Source organism: Streptomyces sp. NBC_00094 (genome assembly GCF_026343125.1).
In the GTDB taxonomy this organism is placed as follows: Bacteria; Actinomycetota; Actinomycetes; order Streptomycetales; family Streptomycetaceae; genus Streptomyces.
Genome location: NZ_JAPEMB010000001.1, coordinates 4,953,691 through 4,972,328, shown reverse-complemented (window position 1 = coordinate 4,972,328; position 18,638 = coordinate 4,953,691). Strand labels below are relative to the sequence as shown.

14 protein-coding genes are annotated in these 18,638 nt (G+C 73.5%); 5 read left to right on the top strand and 9 right to left on the bottom strand.

Annotation, left to right across the window (positions count from 1 at the left end):
* Window positions 1-7 precede the first annotated feature (7 nt).
* Window positions 8-1,429, bottom strand: a complete 1,422-nt coding sequence (locus OG580_RS22120) for a DUF2079 domain-containing protein (protein ID WP_267048077.1) — start codon at window positions 1,427-1,429, stop codon at window positions 8-10.
* A 219-nt stretch (window positions 1,430-1,648) separates the two neighbouring features.
* Here OG580_RS22120 and OG580_RS22115 point away from each other — a divergent pair, with 219 nt between their 5' ends.
* The 3 genes from OG580_RS22115 (at window position 1,649) to OG580_RS22105 (ending at window position 4,664) form a co-directional block, all read left to right on the top strand.
* A complete protein-coding gene (locus tag OG580_RS22115; RefSeq protein WP_267045399.1) occupies window positions 1,649-2,497 on the top strand; it encodes an FHA domain-containing protein in 849 nt (282 codons plus the stop codon).
* Entirely contained in the window at window positions 2,494-3,966 is a 1,473-nt protein-coding gene (locus OG580_RS22110; RefSeq protein ID WP_267045398.1) for a protein kinase, read from the top strand. The genes OG580_RS22115 and OG580_RS22110 overlap by 4 nt, the downstream gene beginning before the upstream one ends.
* A 98-nt stretch (window positions 3,967-4,064) precedes the next feature.
* Window positions 4,065-4,664: a M23 family metallopeptidase gene (locus tag OG580_RS22105; protein ID WP_267045397.1), complete on the top strand. Its 600-nt coding sequence runs from the start codon at window positions 4,065-4,067 to the stop codon at window positions 4,662-4,664.
* Between the two features lie 77 nt (window positions 4,665-4,741).
* Here OG580_RS22105 and purH read toward each other — a convergent pair whose 3' ends face one another.
* Both purH and purN read right to left on the bottom strand, forming a co-directional pair.
* Window positions 4,742-6,307, bottom strand: a complete 1,566-nt coding sequence (purH, locus tag OG580_RS22100; protein ID WP_267045396.1) for a bifunctional phosphoribosylaminoimidazolecarboxamide formyltransferase/IMP cyclohydrolase — start codon at window positions 6,305-6,307, stop codon at window positions 4,742-4,744.
* On the bottom strand, window positions 6,282-6,911 hold the full coding sequence (gene purN, locus OG580_RS22095) for a phosphoribosylglycinamide formyltransferase (protein WP_267045395.1): 630 nt from the start codon (window positions 6,909-6,911) through the stop codon (window positions 6,282-6,284). Before purN ends, purH begins: the two co-directional genes overlap by 26 nt.
* Window positions 6,912-7,153: 242 nt before the next feature.
* On the opposite strand from purN, the gene OG580_RS22090 reads away from it, so the two are divergent.
* Window positions 7,154-7,939 (top strand): hypothetical protein, encoded by a 786-nt coding sequence (locus OG580_RS22090; protein WP_267045394.1) that lies wholly within the window; start codon window positions 7,154-7,156, stop codon window positions 7,937-7,939.
* Window positions 7,940-7,970: 31 nt separating this feature from the next.
* Here OG580_RS22090 and OG580_RS22085 read toward each other — a convergent pair whose 3' ends face one another.
* Window positions 7,971-9,569 (bottom strand): DUF6350 family protein, encoded by a 1,599-nt coding sequence (locus tag OG580_RS22085; RefSeq protein WP_267045393.1) that lies wholly within the window; start codon window positions 9,567-9,569, stop codon window positions 7,971-7,973.
* Between the two features lie 119 nt (window positions 9,570-9,688).
* On the opposite strand from OG580_RS22085, the gene OG580_RS22080 reads away from it, so the two are divergent.
* Complete coding sequence (locus OG580_RS22080; protein ID WP_267045392.1) at window positions 9,689-11,185, top strand: transcriptional regulator; 1,497 nt, start codon at window positions 9,689-9,691, stop codon at window positions 11,183-11,185.
* Window positions 11,186-11,285: 100 nt separating this feature from the next.
* Here the strand turns inward: OG580_RS22080 and sucD are convergent, their stop codons facing one another.
* The 5 genes from sucD to OG580_RS22055 form a co-directional block, all read right to left on the bottom strand.
* A complete protein-coding gene (sucD, locus tag OG580_RS22075) occupies window positions 11,286-12,170 on the bottom strand; it encodes a succinate--CoA ligase subunit alpha (protein ID WP_266895617.1) in 885 nt (294 codons plus the stop codon).
* Between the two features lie 19 nt (window positions 12,171-12,189).
* On the bottom strand, window positions 12,190-13,368 hold the full coding sequence (gene sucC / locus OG580_RS22070; RefSeq protein WP_267045391.1) for an ADP-forming succinate--CoA ligase subunit beta: 1,179 nt from the start codon (window positions 13,366-13,368) through the stop codon (window positions 12,190-12,192).
* Window positions 13,369-13,809: 441 nt separating this feature from the next.
* Window positions 13,810-15,000: a VWA domain-containing protein gene (locus OG580_RS22065; protein WP_267045390.1), complete on the bottom strand. Its 1,191-nt coding sequence runs from the start codon at window positions 14,998-15,000 to the stop codon at window positions 13,810-13,812.
* A gap of 8 nt (window positions 15,001-15,008) precedes the next feature.
* Window positions 15,009-17,369 carry a DUF5682 family protein gene (locus tag OG580_RS22060; RefSeq protein ID WP_267045389.1) on the bottom strand — a complete coding sequence of 787 codons (2,361 nt, stop codon included), beginning with the start codon at window positions 17,367-17,369 and terminating at the stop codon, window positions 15,009-15,011.
* On the bottom strand, window positions 17,366-18,595 hold the full coding sequence (locus OG580_RS22055) for an AAA family ATPase (RefSeq protein ID WP_267045388.1): 1,230 nt from the start codon (window positions 18,593-18,595) through the stop codon (window positions 17,366-17,368). Before OG580_RS22055 ends, OG580_RS22060 begins: the two co-directional genes overlap by 4 nt.
* Window positions 18,596-18,638: the final 43 nt, after the last annotated feature.

Below are 18,638 nucleotides of genomic sequence, written 5' to 3'. Positions count from 1 at the left end.
CGGTGTCTCACACCCTCTTGAGCACCGCGAAGCCGTCCGAGCGGTACGTGATCTCGTACCGCGCCTCCGGGTGCAGCTGGGAGGCCAGCTGCGCCGGGTCCGAGATCTGCTGCGACCAGCCGCGCAGGTCGAAGGCGAGGTAGTCCGGGGTGGCGCCCTTCGAGGTGCCCACCCAGTAGACCCGGTGATCCGCCGTGAGGTGGGCGAGGAGCGAGACGTCCGCCTCCACGCTCACGCCCTCCGGCACCGCGTCCACCGCGGCCTGCGCCTGCTCGGCCCGGGCGTCCGTACGGTACGTCTCCGGCTTCGTCAGCTCCCGCAGCGGCAGGTTCGCGGCGAGGACCAGCGCGACCGCCGTGGCGACCGGGACGGCGACCCTCCCGTACGCGGCGAGCCAGGCGCGCGGCGACGTGCGCACCGACCTGACCGCGTCCACGAGGGCCAGGAAGACCACCGGCATGAGGATCGCGCTGTAGTGCCAGTGCATGCCCCAGTGGTTGGGGTCCTGGGACAGGAAGCGCCAGCCGAGCGTCGGCAGGACGAGCAGGATCAGCGGGGAGCGCAGGGCGAGGAAGCCGGTGACGGCGAGGAGGAAGATCACCATCTCCCAGCGCTCGCCCGAGACGAGGGCGTCGCCGATGACCTGCCCGACGGAGGTCTCCGCGCCCTGGCCCGTCTTCTCGATCTTGGACCAGTAGTCGTACTCGCCGACCCGGCTCGCCGCCGGGATCAGGACGAGGACCGTGAGGGCGAAGGCCGCCACGCCGAAGCCGGCCAGGGCGGCGCCCAGCCGCTTCTGTCCCTTCAGGAAGAGGACCGCGCCGACCATCGCGACGGTCAGCCCCATGTCCTCCTTGACCAGGACGAGCGGGGCGGACCAGGCGACGGCCGCGGTCCAGCGCCCCAGGAGCAGGGCCCGGCAGGTCAGGGCGAGCAGCGGGACGGCGAAGGCGATCTCGTGGAAGTCGGACTTGACGGCTTCCTGGAGCCCCCAGGAGAGCCCGTACGCCACGGTGAGTCCGATGCCGGCGGCCCGGCTGCCGAGGACCTGCTGCGTGGTGCGGCCGACGACGACCGCGGACGCGGCGAAGAGCGCGGCCTGCGCGAAGAGCAGGGAGGCGGGCGAGGGCCAGATCCAGTACAAGGGCGCGAGCAGCGCGGTGACCGGGCTGAAGTGGTCGCCGAGTATGTGGAAGCCGGGGCCCTTGATGTCGACGACGGGGGCCCGGAACTCGGCGTACGCCCGCACGGACTGCCCGAAGATCCCGAGGTCCCAGGAGGGCGTACGGAAGTACGCGTACTGCACCCAGGAGTAGAGGAAGTACAGACCGCAGAGGACGACAGCGATGATCAGGTAGGGCCTGAGCGGCGCCGGGGAGAGCCCTTCCGGCGCCTCCGCGTCGGTGGTTTCCGTAGCGGGCCTGTTCAGTACGTCCAACACCACGTCCCCCACTACCGGCAGCCGACAAAAGAGCAACCCATTAGACCAGAGTCCACCCGATCGGCGGATCTGTCGCCGCCGGATCCACAGGTGCCGGACAGGACCCTGCCAGGGGGCGTGACGGTCCGGGCGCCTCTCGTGACGTTCTGCATTCGTTTATCGGAGCTCCCTAACCTGGCGGCGCAGACCTCGGGGAAAGGAAGCGTCATGTTCAGCATCATCGTGGTGCCCGCACACGCCGCGGATCCCGGGAGCCAGGTCAGGCTGGCGCCCGGCGAAAGCCTCCGGTTCGGCCGTTCCTCCGCCACCGCTCCCTGTCCGGACCTCTCCGCTCCGAACCTCTCCGCTCCGAACCTCTCCGCTCCGGACCTCTCCACTCCGGACCTCTCCACTCCGGACTTCCCCTCTCCGGACTTCTCCACTCCGGGCATCCCTTCCCTGGGCATCCCCCACCCCGGTATCTCCCGCTCCGCGGGGGAGATCAGGGCGACCGGAAGCTACTGGGCGCTGAGCAACTTCAGCACCGCCTCGACCTACGTCGTCGAGAACCCCGAGGGCGCCGGGGAGCACATCAAGATCGCGCCGGGCCGGGTCGACGCCCCGGTGCCGTTCGAGTTCTCCCGGGTCGTCCTGCCGGCGGGCAACGACCTCGTCGACTTCGGGGTCTGGGCGCCCCGCCACGACTACGTGGAGCGCGCCCACGCCGCCCAGGACGGCGAGCCCACCGCACTCGCCTTCCCCCTCGACCGCTCGAAGCGGTACTTCCTCGTGCTCGCCGCCCTCTGCGAGCCCCGGCTGCGCGGCGAACCGCACGCGCCCCTGCCGACCGCCGACCGGATCGTGGACCGGCTCCGTCCGCTGTGGCCCGCGGTGAATCGCGCCTCCGTGCAGTGGAACATCGACTACCTGGCCGTGAAGGTACGGCTCAAGCCCGGCCCCGACAGCGCCGACACGGGCCCGCGCCTCAACGGCAAGAAGGAGGCCCTGGTCTCGCTGGCGCTCCGCTTCGACCTCGTACGGGAAGAGGATCTGGCGACTCTGGCGACCGCCCGGTGACCGCCTTCCCGCTGATCGTTCCGCGGGGCTACCGGGTGGGCGCGTGGACGGTCGAGCAGCCGCTGGGTGCCGGGGCGTTCGCCAGTGTGTACGCGGCCCGGCGCGCGAAGTCCCGGCCCGGGCACGAGGGTGAGGAGGGTCTCCCCGACCAGGTCGCGGAGGAGGGTCTCCCCGACCAGGTCGCGGAGGAGGGTCTCCCCGACCGGGTCGCGCTGAAGTTCCTGCCGACCGGCACCCACACCCCGCGCCAGCTGTGCCATCTGCGCGAGCTGGCCGAGCGCGAGGTGGAGCTGCTGCGCCGACTGCGCTCGCCCCGTCTGATCCGGATGTTCGAGACGCTGACCGTCGACGACCCGGACCTCCCCGAGCTGGACGGCGCGACCGTCCTCGTACTGGAGGAGGCCGAGCGTCCCCTCCAGGCACTCCTCACGGGCGCCGCACCGCCCGCGGCCGGCCCGGCCCTGCTCGTCCAGGTCTGCGAGGGGCTGCACCAGCTGCACACGGCGGGCTGGGTGCACGGCGACCTCAAGCCCGGCAACGTCCTGCTGATGCGGGACGGCAGCGTCCGCCTCGGGGACTTCAGCACCGCGAGCGAACTCGACGGCACGCACGCCTACGCCCCCGGCTTCGCCACCCCCGACTACACGCCGCCCGAGCTGCTCTGGACGGAGATCGGCGAGCGGGGCGTGCGGGTACGCGCCACCGCCGACGTCTGGGCCTTCGGCGTCCTCGCCCACCTCGTCCTCACGGGTTCCCTGCCCCTCCCCGGCGGTACCCCGGCGGCCCGCCGGGACGCCGCCGTGCGCTACGCCCGGGGCGAGGAGGATCTGCGCCTGTCGCCGGAGCTTCCGCCCGCGTGGCGGGAGATCGTCGCGGACTGTCTGAGCCGTACGCACGCGGAACGGGCGGCGCACGACGCGGACGCGCTGCTGCGGCGCGTGACGGCCGCCGCGGGGACCGCCCGGCCGCCGCGACTCCGGCGCTTCCCGTACGTCGCCTCCGCGCGCTTCCCGTACACCCCACGCTTCCCTTACGCCTCAGGCGCCTCGCGCGGGAGACGCCGCCGCCTCCCGCTCGTCGCCGCCGCCGCGACGGCCGTGGTCACCGCCCTCGGCTTCACCCTCAACGCCCTCGGCGGCAGCGCCGAAGCCTCCGGATACGACCGGTGCGACGCGGGGAAGGTCTGCTTCTTCAGCGAGCCGGACGGCCGGGGCGAGATGTGCCGCTGGCTCGACAGCGAGGTGTCCTGGCTCGACGGGGGCATCCGCTGCCCCTGGACCCGCGAACGGCCGGTCCGGTCGGCCTACAACAACGGCAACGGCCCCGCCCAGGGCGCCCGGCTCGTCGACGTCGCCTACTACGCCGCGAAGAACCACAAGGAGCCCCTGGGCTGCCTCGAACGGGGGACGAGGACGACCTTCGAGAAGCCCGTCCTGCCCCGCTCCCACCGGTGGCTGGAGAACTGCTGACCCTCGGAGTTCCGAGGTACCGGCCGCCCCGCCCTCTCACGAGAGTGGACTCACGCCACCACGGGGGTGGGCGTCACGAGGCTCCGAAGGAGCAGAAGATGCTGCGCAATTCCACGTTCGTACGCCGGACCGTACCGGCACTCGTCACCGGTGCCGTCCTTGTCGCCGTCGCCGGCGGGGGCTCCCCCGCCGGCGCGAGCGAGCAGCCGCCGGGACCGGGCGACTACGTGAGCACCCCGTACTTCCAGATGCCCTTCACGTGCGGGACCAAGTGGCAGCTCAACACCTGGGCCCACAGCCCTGCCCTGGACGTCGTGGTGAAGGGGAACACGGGGTCCGCCGGCAAGGCGGTGCTCTCGTCCGCCACGGGGACGGTCGCCGCGACGTACAAGGACAGGGGTTCCGGCAACACGATCCAGATCAACCACGGCAACGGCTGGTTCACCGCCTACTACCACCTCAAGGACGACCCCACCAAGTACGTCAGGAAGGGCCAGCGCATCGCGCGGGGCAAGCAGATCGGCCGGATCGGCACCTCCGGGAAGGCCGGCGGCTGGGCCCATCTGCACTACGAACAGCGCTACAAGCGGGGCGCCACCCTCACGCACGAGCGGGACCGCAAGCCGGTGAAGTTCGACGGCAAGACCTACACCGGCGCCGACAAGCAGTGGAAGTCCGTCACCAGCCGCAACTGCTGACGCGTGGAACGACCCTGGTGGGGGCGTACGGACCGAACGGCCCGTACGCCCCCACCAGGGCTCTGCCGGAGCAGGTGTCAGTGGAAGAAGTGGCGCGTACCGGTGAAGTACATGGTCACGCCCGCCTTCTGCGCGGCCTCGACGACCTGCTCGTCACGGACCGAGCCGCCGGGCTGCACGACCGCCTTCACGCCGGCGGCCGTCAGGATCTCCAGGCCGTCGGGGAAGGGGAAGAAGGCGTCCGAGGCGGCGTACGCGCCGCGCGCCCGCTCCTCGCCCGCCCGCTCGACGGCCAGCTTCGCCGAGTCGACGCGGTTGACCTGGCCCATGCCGACGCCGACCGAGGCGCCGTCACGGGAGAGCAGGATCGCGTTGGACTTGACCGCGCGGCACGCCTTCCAGGCGAACGCGAGCTCGGCCAGCTCCTCGGCGGACAGGGCGTCGCCCGTCGCCAGGGTCCAGTTCGCCGGGTCGTCGCCCTCGGCCTGGAGGCGGTCGGTGACCTGGAGGAGCGCGCCGCCGTCGATCGGCTTGACCTCGACCGGGTTGGCCGGGGCGCCGTCGGCGCGGAGCACGCGGATGTTCTTCTTCTTGGCCAGGACCTCGACCGCGCCGTCCTCGTACGCCGGGGCCACGATGACCTCGGTGAAGATCTCGGCGACCTGCTCGGCCATCGCGACGGAGACCGGGCGGTTGACGGCGATGACGCCGCCGAACGCCGACAGCGGGTCACAGGCGTGCGCCTTGCGGTGGGCCTCGGCGACGTCCGCGCCGATCGCGATGCCGCACGGGTTGGCGTGCTTGATGATCGCGACGCAGGGCTCGGTGTGGTCGTACGCGGCCCGGCGCGCGGCGTCGGTGTCCGTGAAGTTGTTGTAGGACATCTCCTTGCCGTGCAGCTGCTCGGCCTCGGCGAGGCCGCCCGTGCCGTCGACGTAGAGCGCCGCGCCCTGGTGCGGGTTCTCGCCGTAGCGCAGGACGTTCTTGCGCGCGTACGTGGCGCCCAGGAAGTCGGGGAAGCCCGAGTCGTCGGCGGCGGCGTAGTCGTCGGCGAACCAGCCGGCCACGGCCACGTCGTACGCGGCGGTGTGCTGGAAGGCCTCGCCGGCGAGGCGCTTGCGGGCGGTCAGGTCGAAGCCGCCGACCGCGACCGCGGCGAGCACGTCGGCGTACCGCTCCGGGCTCGTGACGATGGCCACGGACGGGTGGTTCTTCGCCGCGGCGCGGACCATCGACGGGCCGCCGATGTCGATCTGCTCGACGCACTCGTCCGGGGTGGCGCCGGAGGCGACCGTCTCGCGGAACGGGTAGAGGTTCACGACGACCAGGTCGAAGGGCTCCACGCCCAGCTCGGCGAGCTGCGCGCGGTGCGACTCCAGGCGCAGGTCGGCGAGGATGCCGGCGTGCACGCGCGGGTGCAGGGTCTTGACGCGGCCGTCCAGGCACTCGGGGAAGCCGGTCAGCTCCTCGACCTTGGTGACCGGCACACCGGCGGCGGCGATCTTCCCGGCCGTGGAGCCGGTGGAGACGAGCTCGACACCGGCCTCGTGCAGACCGCGGGCCAGCTCCTCCAGACCCGTCTTGTCGTAGACGCTGACCAGCGCGCGGCGGATGGGCTTAACGGTGTCCGTGTTCACCGACATGAACCTTTCGTCCCTCAATGCGATAGCCGTGCCGGGCGAGGCGCCCCACGACGTCGACGAGCAGCGAGCGCTCGACTTCCTTGATGCGCTCGTGCAGAGCGGCTTCATCGTCCTCGTCCCGCACCTCGACCACGCCCTGGGCGATGATCGGGCCGGTGTCGACACCGTCGTCGACGAAGTGGACGGTGCACCCGGTGACCTTCGCGCCGTACGCGAGGGCGTCGCGCACTCCGTGAGCACCGGGAAAACTGGGCAGCAGCGCCGGGTGGGTGTTGACGACCCGGCCGCCGAAGCGGGCGAGGAACTCCTTGCCGACGATCTTCATGAACCCGGCCGAGACGACGAGGTCCGGCTCGTGGGCGGCGGTGGCCTCGGTCAGGGCGCGGTCCCACTCCTCGCGGGTGGCGTGGTCCTTGACGCGGCAGACGTAGGTGGGCAGCCCGGCGCGCTCGGCGCGCTCGAGACCGACGATGTCGTCGCGGTCCGCGCCGACGGCGACGACCTCCGCCCCGTACCCCTCGGGGTCGGCGGCGATGGCGTCGAGGAGGGCCTGCAGGTTGGTACCGGAACCGGAGACCAGGACGACGAGGCGGGCGGCAGCCACTGGGTCACTCTTTCCGTGGTGTTTGTACGGTCGTACGAACGAATCGTGTCGCTCGATACGGGGAACCCTACGAATGGCTCGACCGTCAGCAACGATACCGGCACACCGGACGGCCCCCACGGGACGGGGGCGGAGCAGGGCGGTAGCGTCAGGGTCCGACGCCAGACGAACAGCAGACGAGACAGCAGCGGAGACCGCGGGTGCGGCCGTGGTCGCGACGACAGAGGGAAGACGTCCAGCAGATGCCGGAGCGCCAGTCCACGAACGACAACAACCCGTTCGCGCCGCCGCCCGAGGGCCGGCCGGATCAGCCGTGGCAGCCGCGGCGACCGGAGGGCGGGGACGACGACGCCTCCGACTCCCCGGCGTCGCCGGACGCTTCGGGATCGGAACCGAACGGCTCGTCCGGCTCCTCCGGACCGGCCGACGGCCGCTGGAGCCCGCGCCAGCCCGGCCGTTCGACGGACGGCTTCGGCCGCGGTGCCGACCGCCGGGGTGGCCCGGACGGCGGCCCGGGGCCGGGCGGTCCCGGGCGCGGCCAGGGCATGCGCTGGGACCCGACGGACCCCGCGCAGCGACGGGCGCGGTACGCGATCCTCGCGGGCATGTGGGCCTTCTTCTTCGCCATCTTCGACATCCCGGAGCTGGCGCTGCTGCTCGGCGCCCTCGCGCTCTACTGGGGCATCAGCTCCCTGCGGACGAAGCCGAAGCAGGAGGGCGAGGTGTCGCCGACGTCACAGCCGGAGCGGTCGGGGGCGGAGCCCTCGGACACGGGCGCGTCCGGCGCCGGTGCCGCCTCGGGCTCCGCTCCCGCCACGGCGCCGGTCCGCTCGATGCGGACGGCCGCGATCAGTGGTGTGGTGGCGGCGACCGTGTCCCTGATGATCGTCGCGGTCGGCTTCACCATGCAGCTCGTCTACCGGGACTTCTACGAGTGCCGCGACGACGCCCTGACCCACGCGGGCCAGCTCGCCTGCAACGACCTCCTGCCGAAGCCGCTGCGCGCGGGCTTCGGGGTCCGGGAGTAGCCCCTTAGGGCCTGTCCGACTCTGATCCGCCCTAGGGCGAGCCCGGCGGCTGGGACTCCCAGGCCGCCGGGAGGTAGTCGTACGGCTCGTAGCCCGGGTCGTCGTCCAGACCCAGTTCCAGGGCCGGGGTGGAGGCCTGGGTGGGCATCGGGGCGGGAGCCGGGGTGGTCGGCGTGGTCTTGGTGGTCGGTGTGGAGGCCGGTGTGGAAGCCTCCGTGGAAGCCTTGGCCTGAGCCTGAGTCGCCGGGGTCGTGGTGGCGGCCGGGGAGCCGGGTTCGGTCCCGGCGGCCTTCGGCGCCCGGCCGTCCGGAACCGTGCCCTGAGCCGTGCCCGAGAGGGCCTCCACGCTGAAGGGCGCCCCGAGCGCCGCCCCCGTTCCGGCCGACGCCGGTACGGTCGCGGGCGCCGGTGCCGGTACGGGAAGCGGCAGGGGCTTCGGGCGGAGAGCTCGGCGCCCCCAGGCCCGTACCCCCAGCGCCGTCGGCACCCCGACGCAGGCACCCCACAGCACCGTCGCGGCGCCCGCCTGCCACCACACGGGGCCGAAGGCGGACAGCCGTCCCGAGCCGAGCGGACCGCCCGCCGCGGCCGCGAGGACGGCGACGGCCGCCCCGCATCCCCAGGCGGCCGCCAGCGCCGTCAGAGCGGCGTCGCGGGCCGGCCAGCCCCGCGCCATGCGGCCCACGCACCGGCCCTGGACCAGGGTCGCGGCCAGCGGGACCGCCGCGGCCGCCCAGTGCACCCACGTGCCGCGCCCTTCGGCGGGCAGCGCCGCCAGGAGCGGGAAGGGCGGCACCGCCGGGTCGCCGACGAGGCCCAGCGGGGTCGCGAGCGCGCCCGTGCCGAGGGTGAAGCCCGGCCCGAGTCCGTACGCCGCTCCCCACACGGCCATGTTCGGCAGCAGCGCCAGGACGAGGAGCAGGACCGCGACCCGCCCCGACCACTCCCCCGCGAGGCCGGCGAAGGCGGTCTGCGCCCCGTCGGCGTGCCAGGCCAGCGAGACCGCCGCGAGCACCGCGCCGCCGCCGCACAGCGTCACGAGTCCGAGCCCGACGGCGCGCAGGGCGGCCGCCGCCTGTCGCTGCCCGGGCACCGGGCGGCCGAGCGCCGTCCAGACACCCGCCCCCGCCGCGCCGGCGACGACGGCGGGCAGCCAGAGCCCGGCGGTGATCAGGTCGGCGGGCAGCGGGCCGCTCTCGCTGTAGACCACGACGACGGCCGCGACCAGCAGGTATCCACCGGCCACCGCGGCGACGGCGCCGCTCGCGGAGGGGCGCTGCCGGTCGCTGTCGTCCCCCGGGTCGAAGGTGTCGCGGGCGGCCCGGTGGACGAGCCAGACGGGCAGGGCGGCGAGGAGCATCGGTGCGACGCCGAGGGGCGCGGGCAGGCCGGACAGGGTGTCCGTACGGATCAGGTCCACGCCGTGGGCGAGGAGCCAGAGCCCGGCGGCGACGTGCAGGGCGTCGCCGGGGCCGCTGTCGGGGTACGGCGAGCTGATCCAGGCCGCGGTCACCAGGACGGCGAGGGCGCCGAGACCGAGCCCGGCGGCGACGCCGCCACGGACGCAGGCGGTGGCGAGGGCGGCGGAACGGCCGCCCTGGACCAGGGGGTACTCGGTCGAATGGGTCACGGGGCCATGCTGCCAACGACACGCGCTTAAGCCGCGTAACAGGCAAACCTCCGCTGTGTCGCTCAAGATACGTTTATGTACTTTTCCGCCCATAGCAGCTCTGCGGGAGGTCGACGCCGATGAGCCGGAGCACCACAGATTCCGCATCCTCCGTCACCCTGCCGACACCGAAGGAGCGGCGCAGGTTGCGTGAGGCCCTCGCCCTGAGCGAGGAGCAGGTCGCCGAGGCCATGGGCGTCACGAAGGCCACCGTCAAGGCCTGGGAGACCGGGCGCTCGGCGCCGCGCGGCCGCAAGCGCGAGGCGTACGCGAGGCTGCTCGGCTCGTACGGGAGCGCCGACGCGGCCACCGGCACGCCGGAGCCCACCACGCCCGCTCCCGCGCCCGCTCCCGCGCCCGCTCCCGCGCCCGCGACCACGTCCGCGACCACGTCCGCCCCGGCCCCGGACCCGGCGGCGCAGTCGGCCCCGATCCCCGCCTCCGCCGGCTCGATCTCCGTCGGCTCGACCTCCGCCATCTCGGCCTCCGCCGGCTCGGCCTCCGCCAACGTCCGGCCCAAGGCCGCGGTCAAGCGGGCGGCCAAGCCGCCCAAGGCCCCCTCACCGGCTCCGAGGATCGCCCCCGGCGCCGCCCGCAAAGGCGCCCCGAAGCCTCAGGAACGCCTGAAACCGGCGGAGGCGGAGGTGGAAGCGGAGGTGGAGGTGGAGGTGGAGGCGACCGTCGCCCCGAGGGCCGGAACGGCCGATCCCGCCGACCGGGCCGTGGCCCCGGAACCCGCACCCGCGGCAAAGCCCGCGCTGCCCGCCGCCGAGCCGGGTCTCACCCCCGCGGAGGCCTTCGACGCGCTGTACGGGTACGCCGCGCCCGGCCTCGTCCACCAGACCTATCTGCTCACCGGGCGCCGCCGGCTCTCCCGCGAGTCCGTCGAGTACGCCTTCCACCACGCCTGGGAGCACTGGCCCGAGGTCGCCGTCGACGCGGACCCGGTGGGCTGGGTGCGGGCGGCGGCGTACGAGTACGCCCTCTCCCCCTGGCACCGGCTGCGGCGCGCCCACAAGCACCCCGACTCGCCGCCGACCGATGCGAACCGCCGGGCGCTGCTCGCCGCGCTGCTCGAACTGCCGCCGCCGTACCGCCGTACCGTCCTGCTCTACGACGGACTCGGCCTCGACCTGCCGGACACGGCCGCCGAGACCGAGGCGAGCACCCCCGCCGCCGCCAACCGGCTGCTGCACGCCCGCACGGTCATCGGGACGCGGATCCCCGAGCTCGCCGAACCGGAGGCCCTGCACCAGCGGCTCCACTCACTGGTCTCCGAGGCGCCGACGGCGACCCTTCCGGCGGCACGCGCGGTCCGGACGGGCAGCGAGCGGCGGACCCGCAAGTGGACGCGGAGGGTGCTGGGCGCGACGGCGGTCCTGATCTGCGTGACGGCCTTCACGGCGGCGACCGCGCCGACGCGCTACCTGCCCGTGGAGGTCCCCGGCGAGACCGTCAACGGTGTGCCGGTGCGCGGCGGCCCGCAGAAGCTCGGCCCGGAGGACGTCGAACTCCGCGAGAAGCTCCGCCACGAGCCGAACCCGGGCCCTGAGCGGCTGATCCCGTCGGCCGAGTAGGCGGAGACGGGATCGTACGTACGCGAGTGGGCCCCGCCCCCGCCCGGTTTCCCGGGAGGGCGGGGCCCACTCGCGTACTGCGTGCTGCTTACTGCTGGTGTCAGCCCGCGAGGATGGCGCGCGCCAGCTTGGCCGTCTCGGTCGGGGTCTTGCCGACCTTGACGCCCGCGGCCTCCAGGGCCTCCTTCTTCGCCTGGGCCGTGCCGGAGGAGCCGGAGACGATGGCGCCGGCGTGGCCCATGGTCTTGCCCTCGGGCGCGGTGAAGCCCGCGACGTAGCCGACGACCGGCTTGGTGACGTTGGCCTTGATGAAGTCGGCCGCACGCTCCTCGGCGTCGCCGCCGATCTCACCGATCATGACGATCAGGTCGGTGTCGGGGTCCGCCTCGAACGCCGCGAGGGCGTCGATGTGCGTGGTGCCGATGACCGGGTCGCCACCGATGCCGACGGCCGACGAGAAGCCGATGTCACGGAGCTCGTACATCATCTGGTACGTCAGCGTGCCGGACTTCGAGACCAGGCCGATGCGGCCCGGCTTCGTGATGTCGCCCGGGATGATGCCGGCGTTGGACTGGCCCGGGGTGATGAGACCGGGGCAGTTCGGGCCGATGATGCGGGTCTTGTTGCCCTTCGCCTGCGCGTACGCCCAGAAGGCGGCGGAGTCGTGGACGGCGATGCCCTCGGTGATGACGACGGCCAGCGGGATCTCGGCGTCGATCGCCTCGACCACGGCGGCCTTCGCGAAGGCCGGCGGGACGAAGAGGACGGAGACGTTGGCGCCGGTCTCCTTCATCGCCTCGGCGACGGAGCCGAAGACCGGGACCTCGGTGCCGTCGAAGTCGACGGACGTGCCGGCCTTGCGCGGGTTCACGCCACCGACGATGTTGGTGCCGTCGGCCAGCATGAGCTTGGTGTGCTTCATGCCCGTGGCACCGGTCATGCCCTGGACGATGACCTTGCTGTCCTTGGTCAGGAAGATAGCCATGGTGTTCTGACCTCGTCCCTTACTTCGCAGCCGCGAGCTCGGCGGCCTTGTCGGCCGCGCCGTCCATGGTGTCCACACGCTGCACGAGCGGGTGGTTCGCGTCCGACAGGATCTTGCGACCCAGCTCCGCGTTGTTGCCGTCGAGGCGCACGACCAGCGGCTTGGTGACCTCTTCGCCCTTGGAGGCGAGGAGCTCCAGCGCCTGGACGATGCCGTTGGCGACCTCGTCACAGGCGGTGATGCCACCGAAGACGTTGACGAACACGGACTTGACGTCCGGGTCGCCCAGGATGATCTCCAGGCCGTTCGCCATGACCTCGGCGGAGGCGCCGCCACCGATGTCGAGGAAGTTGGCCGGCTTCACGCCGCCGTGGTTCTCACCGGCGTACGCGACGACGTCCAGGGTCGACATGACCAGACCGGCACCGTTACCGATGATGCCGACCTCGCCCTCGAGCTTGACGTAGTTGAGGTTCTTGGCCTTGGCGGCAGCCTCGAGCGGGTTGGCTGCGGCCTTGTCCTCGAGCGCCTCGTGCTCGGGCTGACGGAAGTCGGCGTTCTCGTCGAGAGACACCTTGCCGTCCAGCGCCAGAATGCGGCCGTCCTTGGTCTTCACCAGCGGGTTGACCTCGACGAGGAGCGCGTCCTCGGCGACGAAGGTGTCCCACAGGGTCACCATGGCCTCGGCGACACCCTCGGCCACGTCGGCCGGGAACTTCGCCTGGGCCACGATCTCGCGGGCCTTGACGATGTCCACGCCTTCGACGGCGTTGACCGGGACCTTCGCGAGGGCCTCGGGGGTCTTCTCCGCGACCTCCTCGATGTCCATGCCGCCCTGCACCGAGGCCATGGCCAGGAAGGTGCGGTTGGTGCGGTCGAGGAGGTACGAGACGTAGTACTCCGCCTCGATCTCCGGGGACAGCTCGGCGATCATCACCTTGTGGACCGTGTGGCCCTTGATGTCCATCCCGAGGATGTCCGTCGCGCGGGCGACGGCCTCGTCCGGATTCGCGGCCAGCTTGACGCCGCCGGCCTTGCCGCGGCCACCGACCTTCACCTGCGCCTTGACGACCGACTTGCCGCCAAGACGCTCGGTGGCCTCGCGCGCCGCCTCAGGCGTGTCGATGACTTCACCGGCCAGCACCGGTACACCGTGCTTGGCGAAGAGGTCCCTCGCCTGGTACTCGAACAGGTCCACGCGCGTCCGTCCCTTTTCTGATGATCGCGGTTCGTTTTCTGCGTGGGCGTGCCGCGGAGGGCAACGTGACTGCTCTGTCACAAGGGAGGCGTACACGGTGTCCGTGGACGCGGCATGTCCGTCTCGCAGGTTATCCCCGAGGGACGTAGGTCCCTAAATCGCAGCTACCCCCGGAGCGGTGATACGGGTCACAGGGTGTAGGGGCCACGGGGCGGTCCGTAGGGGGTTCGGGGAGGGGGTGCGCGCGGCTCACGGCAGGCGGGGACTGGACTCCCGGCCCCTCACGACGCGCCGGGGATCGGGGTGAGGGCCTCCTCGAACCCGATGTGATATGGGCCTCAATCACCCTGGAGCACCCGTGCGGGTGGTCCCTCGGCGACGGATTCCGCACCTGCCGGAGGGACGGCCCGCTCTCCCGTGCGAGCCCCGGGCCGGCCCCGCTCAGTCGGTGGGTATCGGGAGCGGGCGCTTCTCCAGGGCGGCGGCCATGACCTCCGGGAACAGGTCGGGGGTGCAGGCGAAGGCCGGGACGCCGAGCGCGGCGAGCGCCGCCGCGTGGTCGCGGTCGTAGGCGGGGGCGCCCTCGTCGGAGAGGGCGAGCAGCGCCACGAACTGGACGCCGGAGGCCTTCATCGCGGCGACCCGCTTCAGCATCTCGTCGCGGATGCCCCCCTCGTACAGGTCGCTGATGAGCACGACCACGGTGTCGGCGGGGCGGGTGATCCTCGCCTGGCAGTAGGCGAGGGCACGGTTGATGTCGGTGCCGCCGCCCAGCTGCGTGCCGAAGAGGACGTCGACCGGGTCGTCGATGCGGTCGGTCAGATCGACGACGGACGTGTCGAAGACGACGAGCCGGGTGGCGATCGACCGCATGGAGGCGAGGACCGCGCCGAAGACGGAGGCGTGGACGACGGAGGCCGCCATGGAGCCGGACTGGTCGATGCAGAGGACGACCTCCTTCCGTACCGCCTGCGAGGAGCGGCCGTGGCCGACGAGCCGCTCCGGGACGACGGTGCGGTATTCGGGCAGGTAGTTCTTGAGGTTGGCGCGGATCGTCCGGTCCCAGTCGATGTCCCGGTGCCGGGGGCGGCTGATCCGGGCCGAACGGTCGAGCGCACCGGTGAGCGCGGCCCTCGTGCGGGTGGCGAGTCGCTTCTCCAGGTCGTCGACGACCTTGCGTACGACGGCCCGCGCGGTCTCCCTGGTCGTCTCCGGCATGGCCTTGCCGAGGGAGAGCAGGGTGCCGACGAGGTGGACGTCGGCCTCGACGGCCTCCAGCATCTCCGGCTCCAGGAGGAGCGTGGCGAGGCCGAGGCGGTCGATCGCGTCGCGCTGCATCACCTGGACGACGGAGCTGGGGAAGTACGTGCGGATGTCGCCGAGCCAGCGGGCGACGGAGGGCGCGGATCCGCCGAGCCCGCCCGAGCGGTCCCGTCCCCGGCCGTCGCCCCGGTCCTGGCCTCGGTTCCGGCTGCCGTAGAGCGCGGTGAGGGCGCCGTCCATGGCGGCGTCGGTGCCGGTGAGCGCGTGTCCGGTGCCGTCGGCGTCCCCGCCGCCGAGGACCAGGCGCCAGCGGCGCAGCCGCTCGTCGTCCGCCGTGACGTGAGCGCCGGCGGCGGCAGTGCTGTCCATGTGCGGGCTCACGTGCGGGCCTCCGTACCGAGGATGAGATGGAGCAGGGGCAGGACGCCGTCCGCCCGTTCCCGGTCGAGGCCGGTGGCGAAGCCGGGTACGCCTCCGGGCGTCGCGCGCCCCGGCCCGCCGCGCTCCGGGCCGCGGGCGACGAGTTCGCCGAGGGTGCGGCGGACGCCCGGCTCGTACCCGGAGAACGTACGGCGCAGCAGCGGCAGGACGTCGGTGAACGCCCCGGCCGGTACGGAGGTGAGCCAGGCGTCGACGAGGCCGAGCAGCCGCTCGTCGTGGACGAGGAGCAGACCGCCGCCGGAGGCCCCGCCGACGAAGCCGTCGATCCAGGCGGCGGCGTCCTGCGGCGGGGTGCCGGGCGAGAGGGCGCGGCTCATGAGCGGCGCGGCCTCGCCCTCGGCGAGCCGTCCCTCGTCGAGGAGGAGCCGGGCGGCCCGGCCGCGCAGGATGCCGGGCGTCCGGTCGCGGGTGGCGAGCCGGTGCAGGACGCCCGCCCAGCGGTCGGCCAGGGCCGCCGCGTCCGGCAGCAGGCCGATCGCCTGGTGGACCTCGTCGATCCGCTCGCGCATGGCTGCGGCGGCGTCGGCGTCGAGTCCGGCGCAGGCGGGCGGCAGGCCGACGCAGATCCGCTCGGCGAGCCCGGCGGCGACCTCGGCGAGCGCCGTCGTGTCGGTGGCGCGGACGTCGCCGTAGCGCAGGGAGCGGGCCAGGGCCGGGAGGGCCTGGGCGAGGTGGGCGACGTCGGTGTCGAGCGCGGCCCGGTCGGCGAGGGCGCGCATCACGACGGGCAGCGCGTCGGCGAGTCCGGCGAGGAGGCACTGCTCGGCGAGGGCGGTGATGTCGGCGAGGGCGGTCGCGGCCCTGGCCCGTGACTCGGCCTTGGCGGTGGCGGCGGACTCGACGGTGGTGCCCCAGACGCCGGCCTCGGCCACCTGGACGTGCAGCTCGGGCTCCCAGCGCAGCCGCCAGGCCTCCCGGAAGGTACCGGTGCCGGCCCGTCCGGCGGCCGGTGCGCCCCAGTCGACGCCGAGCAGCCGCAGCCGGTGCAGCAGCCGGCTGCGGGCGCCGTCCGTCTCCTTGCGGAGATCGAGGTCGAGCGCCCGCTCCAGCGCCTCGGGCTTGAGCCGCAGGGAACGCTGGAGGCGACTCAGGTCGCGCTGGAGCGGTACGGCCGGGGCGCCGGCGGGGACCTCGCCGAGGACGTCGCCGACGACGAGCCGGTCGCGGACGAGGTCGAGCGGCACGTCGGAGCCCTCGCACAGGACGGCGCGGACGGCGTCCGTCGTCTCGCCGAGCCCGGGGAACGGCCGGCCGCGCAGGGCGGCGAGGCTCTCCGCGAGGCGGACCGCCTCGATGACGTGGGCGGTGGAGACGGGATGGTCCTCCGCTCTGAGGAGTCCGGCGACCTTGGCCATCCAGCGCTCGACCGACCGGTCGGGGGCGGCGAAGAGGTGGCCGTACCAGCCGGGCGCGTCGATGCCCGCGCCGTAACCGGAGCGGCGGGCGAGCCTGCGGTGGGTCCAGGGGACCCAGGTCAGCTCGGTCCTCACCTTGGGCAGGCCCTTGAGGAGGGCGCGGTCGGCGGCGACGGTGGTCTTCCGGACGAGGGCGGGGACGTGCCAGGCGCCGCAGACGACGGCGACCTCGTCACCGAACTCCTTGCGGGCGGCGCGCAGCTGGAGCCGCATGTACGCCTCGCGGACGAGGTCGCGGGGGTGGCCGCCGTGCCCGTACACCTCGCGCAGGGCCCCCATGGCCTCGGCGAGGGCCTCGAAGGGGGCGATGGGGTCGGCGTCGTCGCGCAGTTCGACGGCGTCCTCCCACCAGCGCTCGGGGTCCTCGTGTCCGGCGGCCCTGGCGAGTTCGGCGAGCGGGTCGATCCGGAGCCCGCCACTGCCGGCGTCCTCGCCCCCCGTCTCCTCGCCGTCGGACCGGATGGGGTCGGCGGCGGCGAGGGTGTGGGCGGCGGGCAGGTCGATGAACCGGACGGCGGCGCCGCGGTCGAGGGCCCAGCGGATCGCGACCCACTCGGGCGAGAACTCGGCCATCGGCCAGAACGCGGCCCGCCCCGGGTCGTCCACGGCGTGGGCCAGCAGGGCGACGGGGGGCCGCATGGCCTCGTCCCCGGCGAGCGCCACGAGGGCGTCGGCCTCGGCGGGCCCCTCGACGAGCACGGCGGCGGGCTTCTCCGCCTCCAGCGCGGCCCGCACCGCCCGCGCCGACCCGGGACCGTGGTGCCGCACCCCGAGCACCAGGGGCCATCCGCTCCGCCCACCCCCGACGGCCGGCGCCGCGCCCCTGGCGGGGGCGGGGCCCGGCGCGTGGGACGGGCCCGGGACCGTGGTGGTGGGTGTCATGCGCTCACCTCGCGGCAGGCGCGGTAGAAGTCCTTCCAGCCGTCCCGCTCCCTGACCACCGTCTCCAGGTACTCCTGCCAGACGACCCGGTCGGCCGCCGGGTCGCGGACGACCGCGCCGAGGATGCCGGCGGCGATGTCCCCGGGGCGCAGGACGCCGTCGCCGAAGTGGGCGGCGAGCGCGAGGCCGCCCGTGACGACGGAGATCGCCTCGGCCGTGGAGAGCGTCCCCGAGGGGGACTTGACCTTCGTCCGCCCGTCGCCGGTGACCCCGTCCCGCAGCTCGCGGAAGACGGTGACGACCCGCCGGATCTCCTCCGCGCCCTCCGGTACGGACGGCAGGGCGAGGGAGCGTCCGATCTGGTCGACGCGCCGCGCGACGATGTCGACCTCGGCCTCGGGGGTCGCGGGCAGCGGCAGCACCACCGTGTTGAAGCGGCGGCGCAGCGCGCTGGAGAGTTCGTTGACGCCCCGGTCGCGGTCGTTGGCGGTGGCGATGAGGTTGAAGCCGGGGACGGCCTGCACCTCCTGGCCCAGCTCGGGGACCGGCAGGGTCTTCTCGGACAGGATCGTGATGAGCGCGTCCTGCACGTCGGCGGGCATACGGGTGAGCTCCTCGACCCGGGCGGTCATGCCCAAGGCCATCGCCCGCATCACCGGACTCGGCACGAGGGCGTCGCGGCTGGGGCCTTCGGCGAGGAGCCGCGCGTAGTTCCAGCCGTACCGGACGGCCTCCTCGGGCGTGCCCGCGGTGCCCTGGACGAGGAGGGTCGAGTCGCCGCTGACGGCGGCGGCGAGGTGCTCGGACACCCAGGTCTTCGCGGTGCCGGGCACGCCGAGCAGCAGGAGCGCCCGGTCGGTGGCGAGTGTGGTGACGGCGACCTCGACGATGCGGCGCGGTCCCACGTACTTGGGCGTGATCACCGTCCCGTCGGGGAGCGTGCCGCCGAGGAGATAGGTGGCGACGGCCCAGGGCGAGAGGCGCCAGCGGGCGGGCCGCGGCCGGTCGTCGGCGGCGGCGAGTGCGGTGAGTTCGGCGGCGAAGGCGTGCTCGGCGTGCGGCCTCAGGGCGCCCGCGGCGGCCTCCGCGGCGTCGTCCGCTGCTGCCTTCGCTGCGGCCTCCGGTGTGGCCGGCGCGGCGGTCGGCGCGGCGGCCTGGGGCAGGCCCGGTCCGGTGTCCGTCTCGACACCGGAACCGGGCTGCGCGGCAGTTTCGGGCACGGTCATGGATCCCCCTCCAGATCGCTCGACCTGTTGTGCGATCCACCGT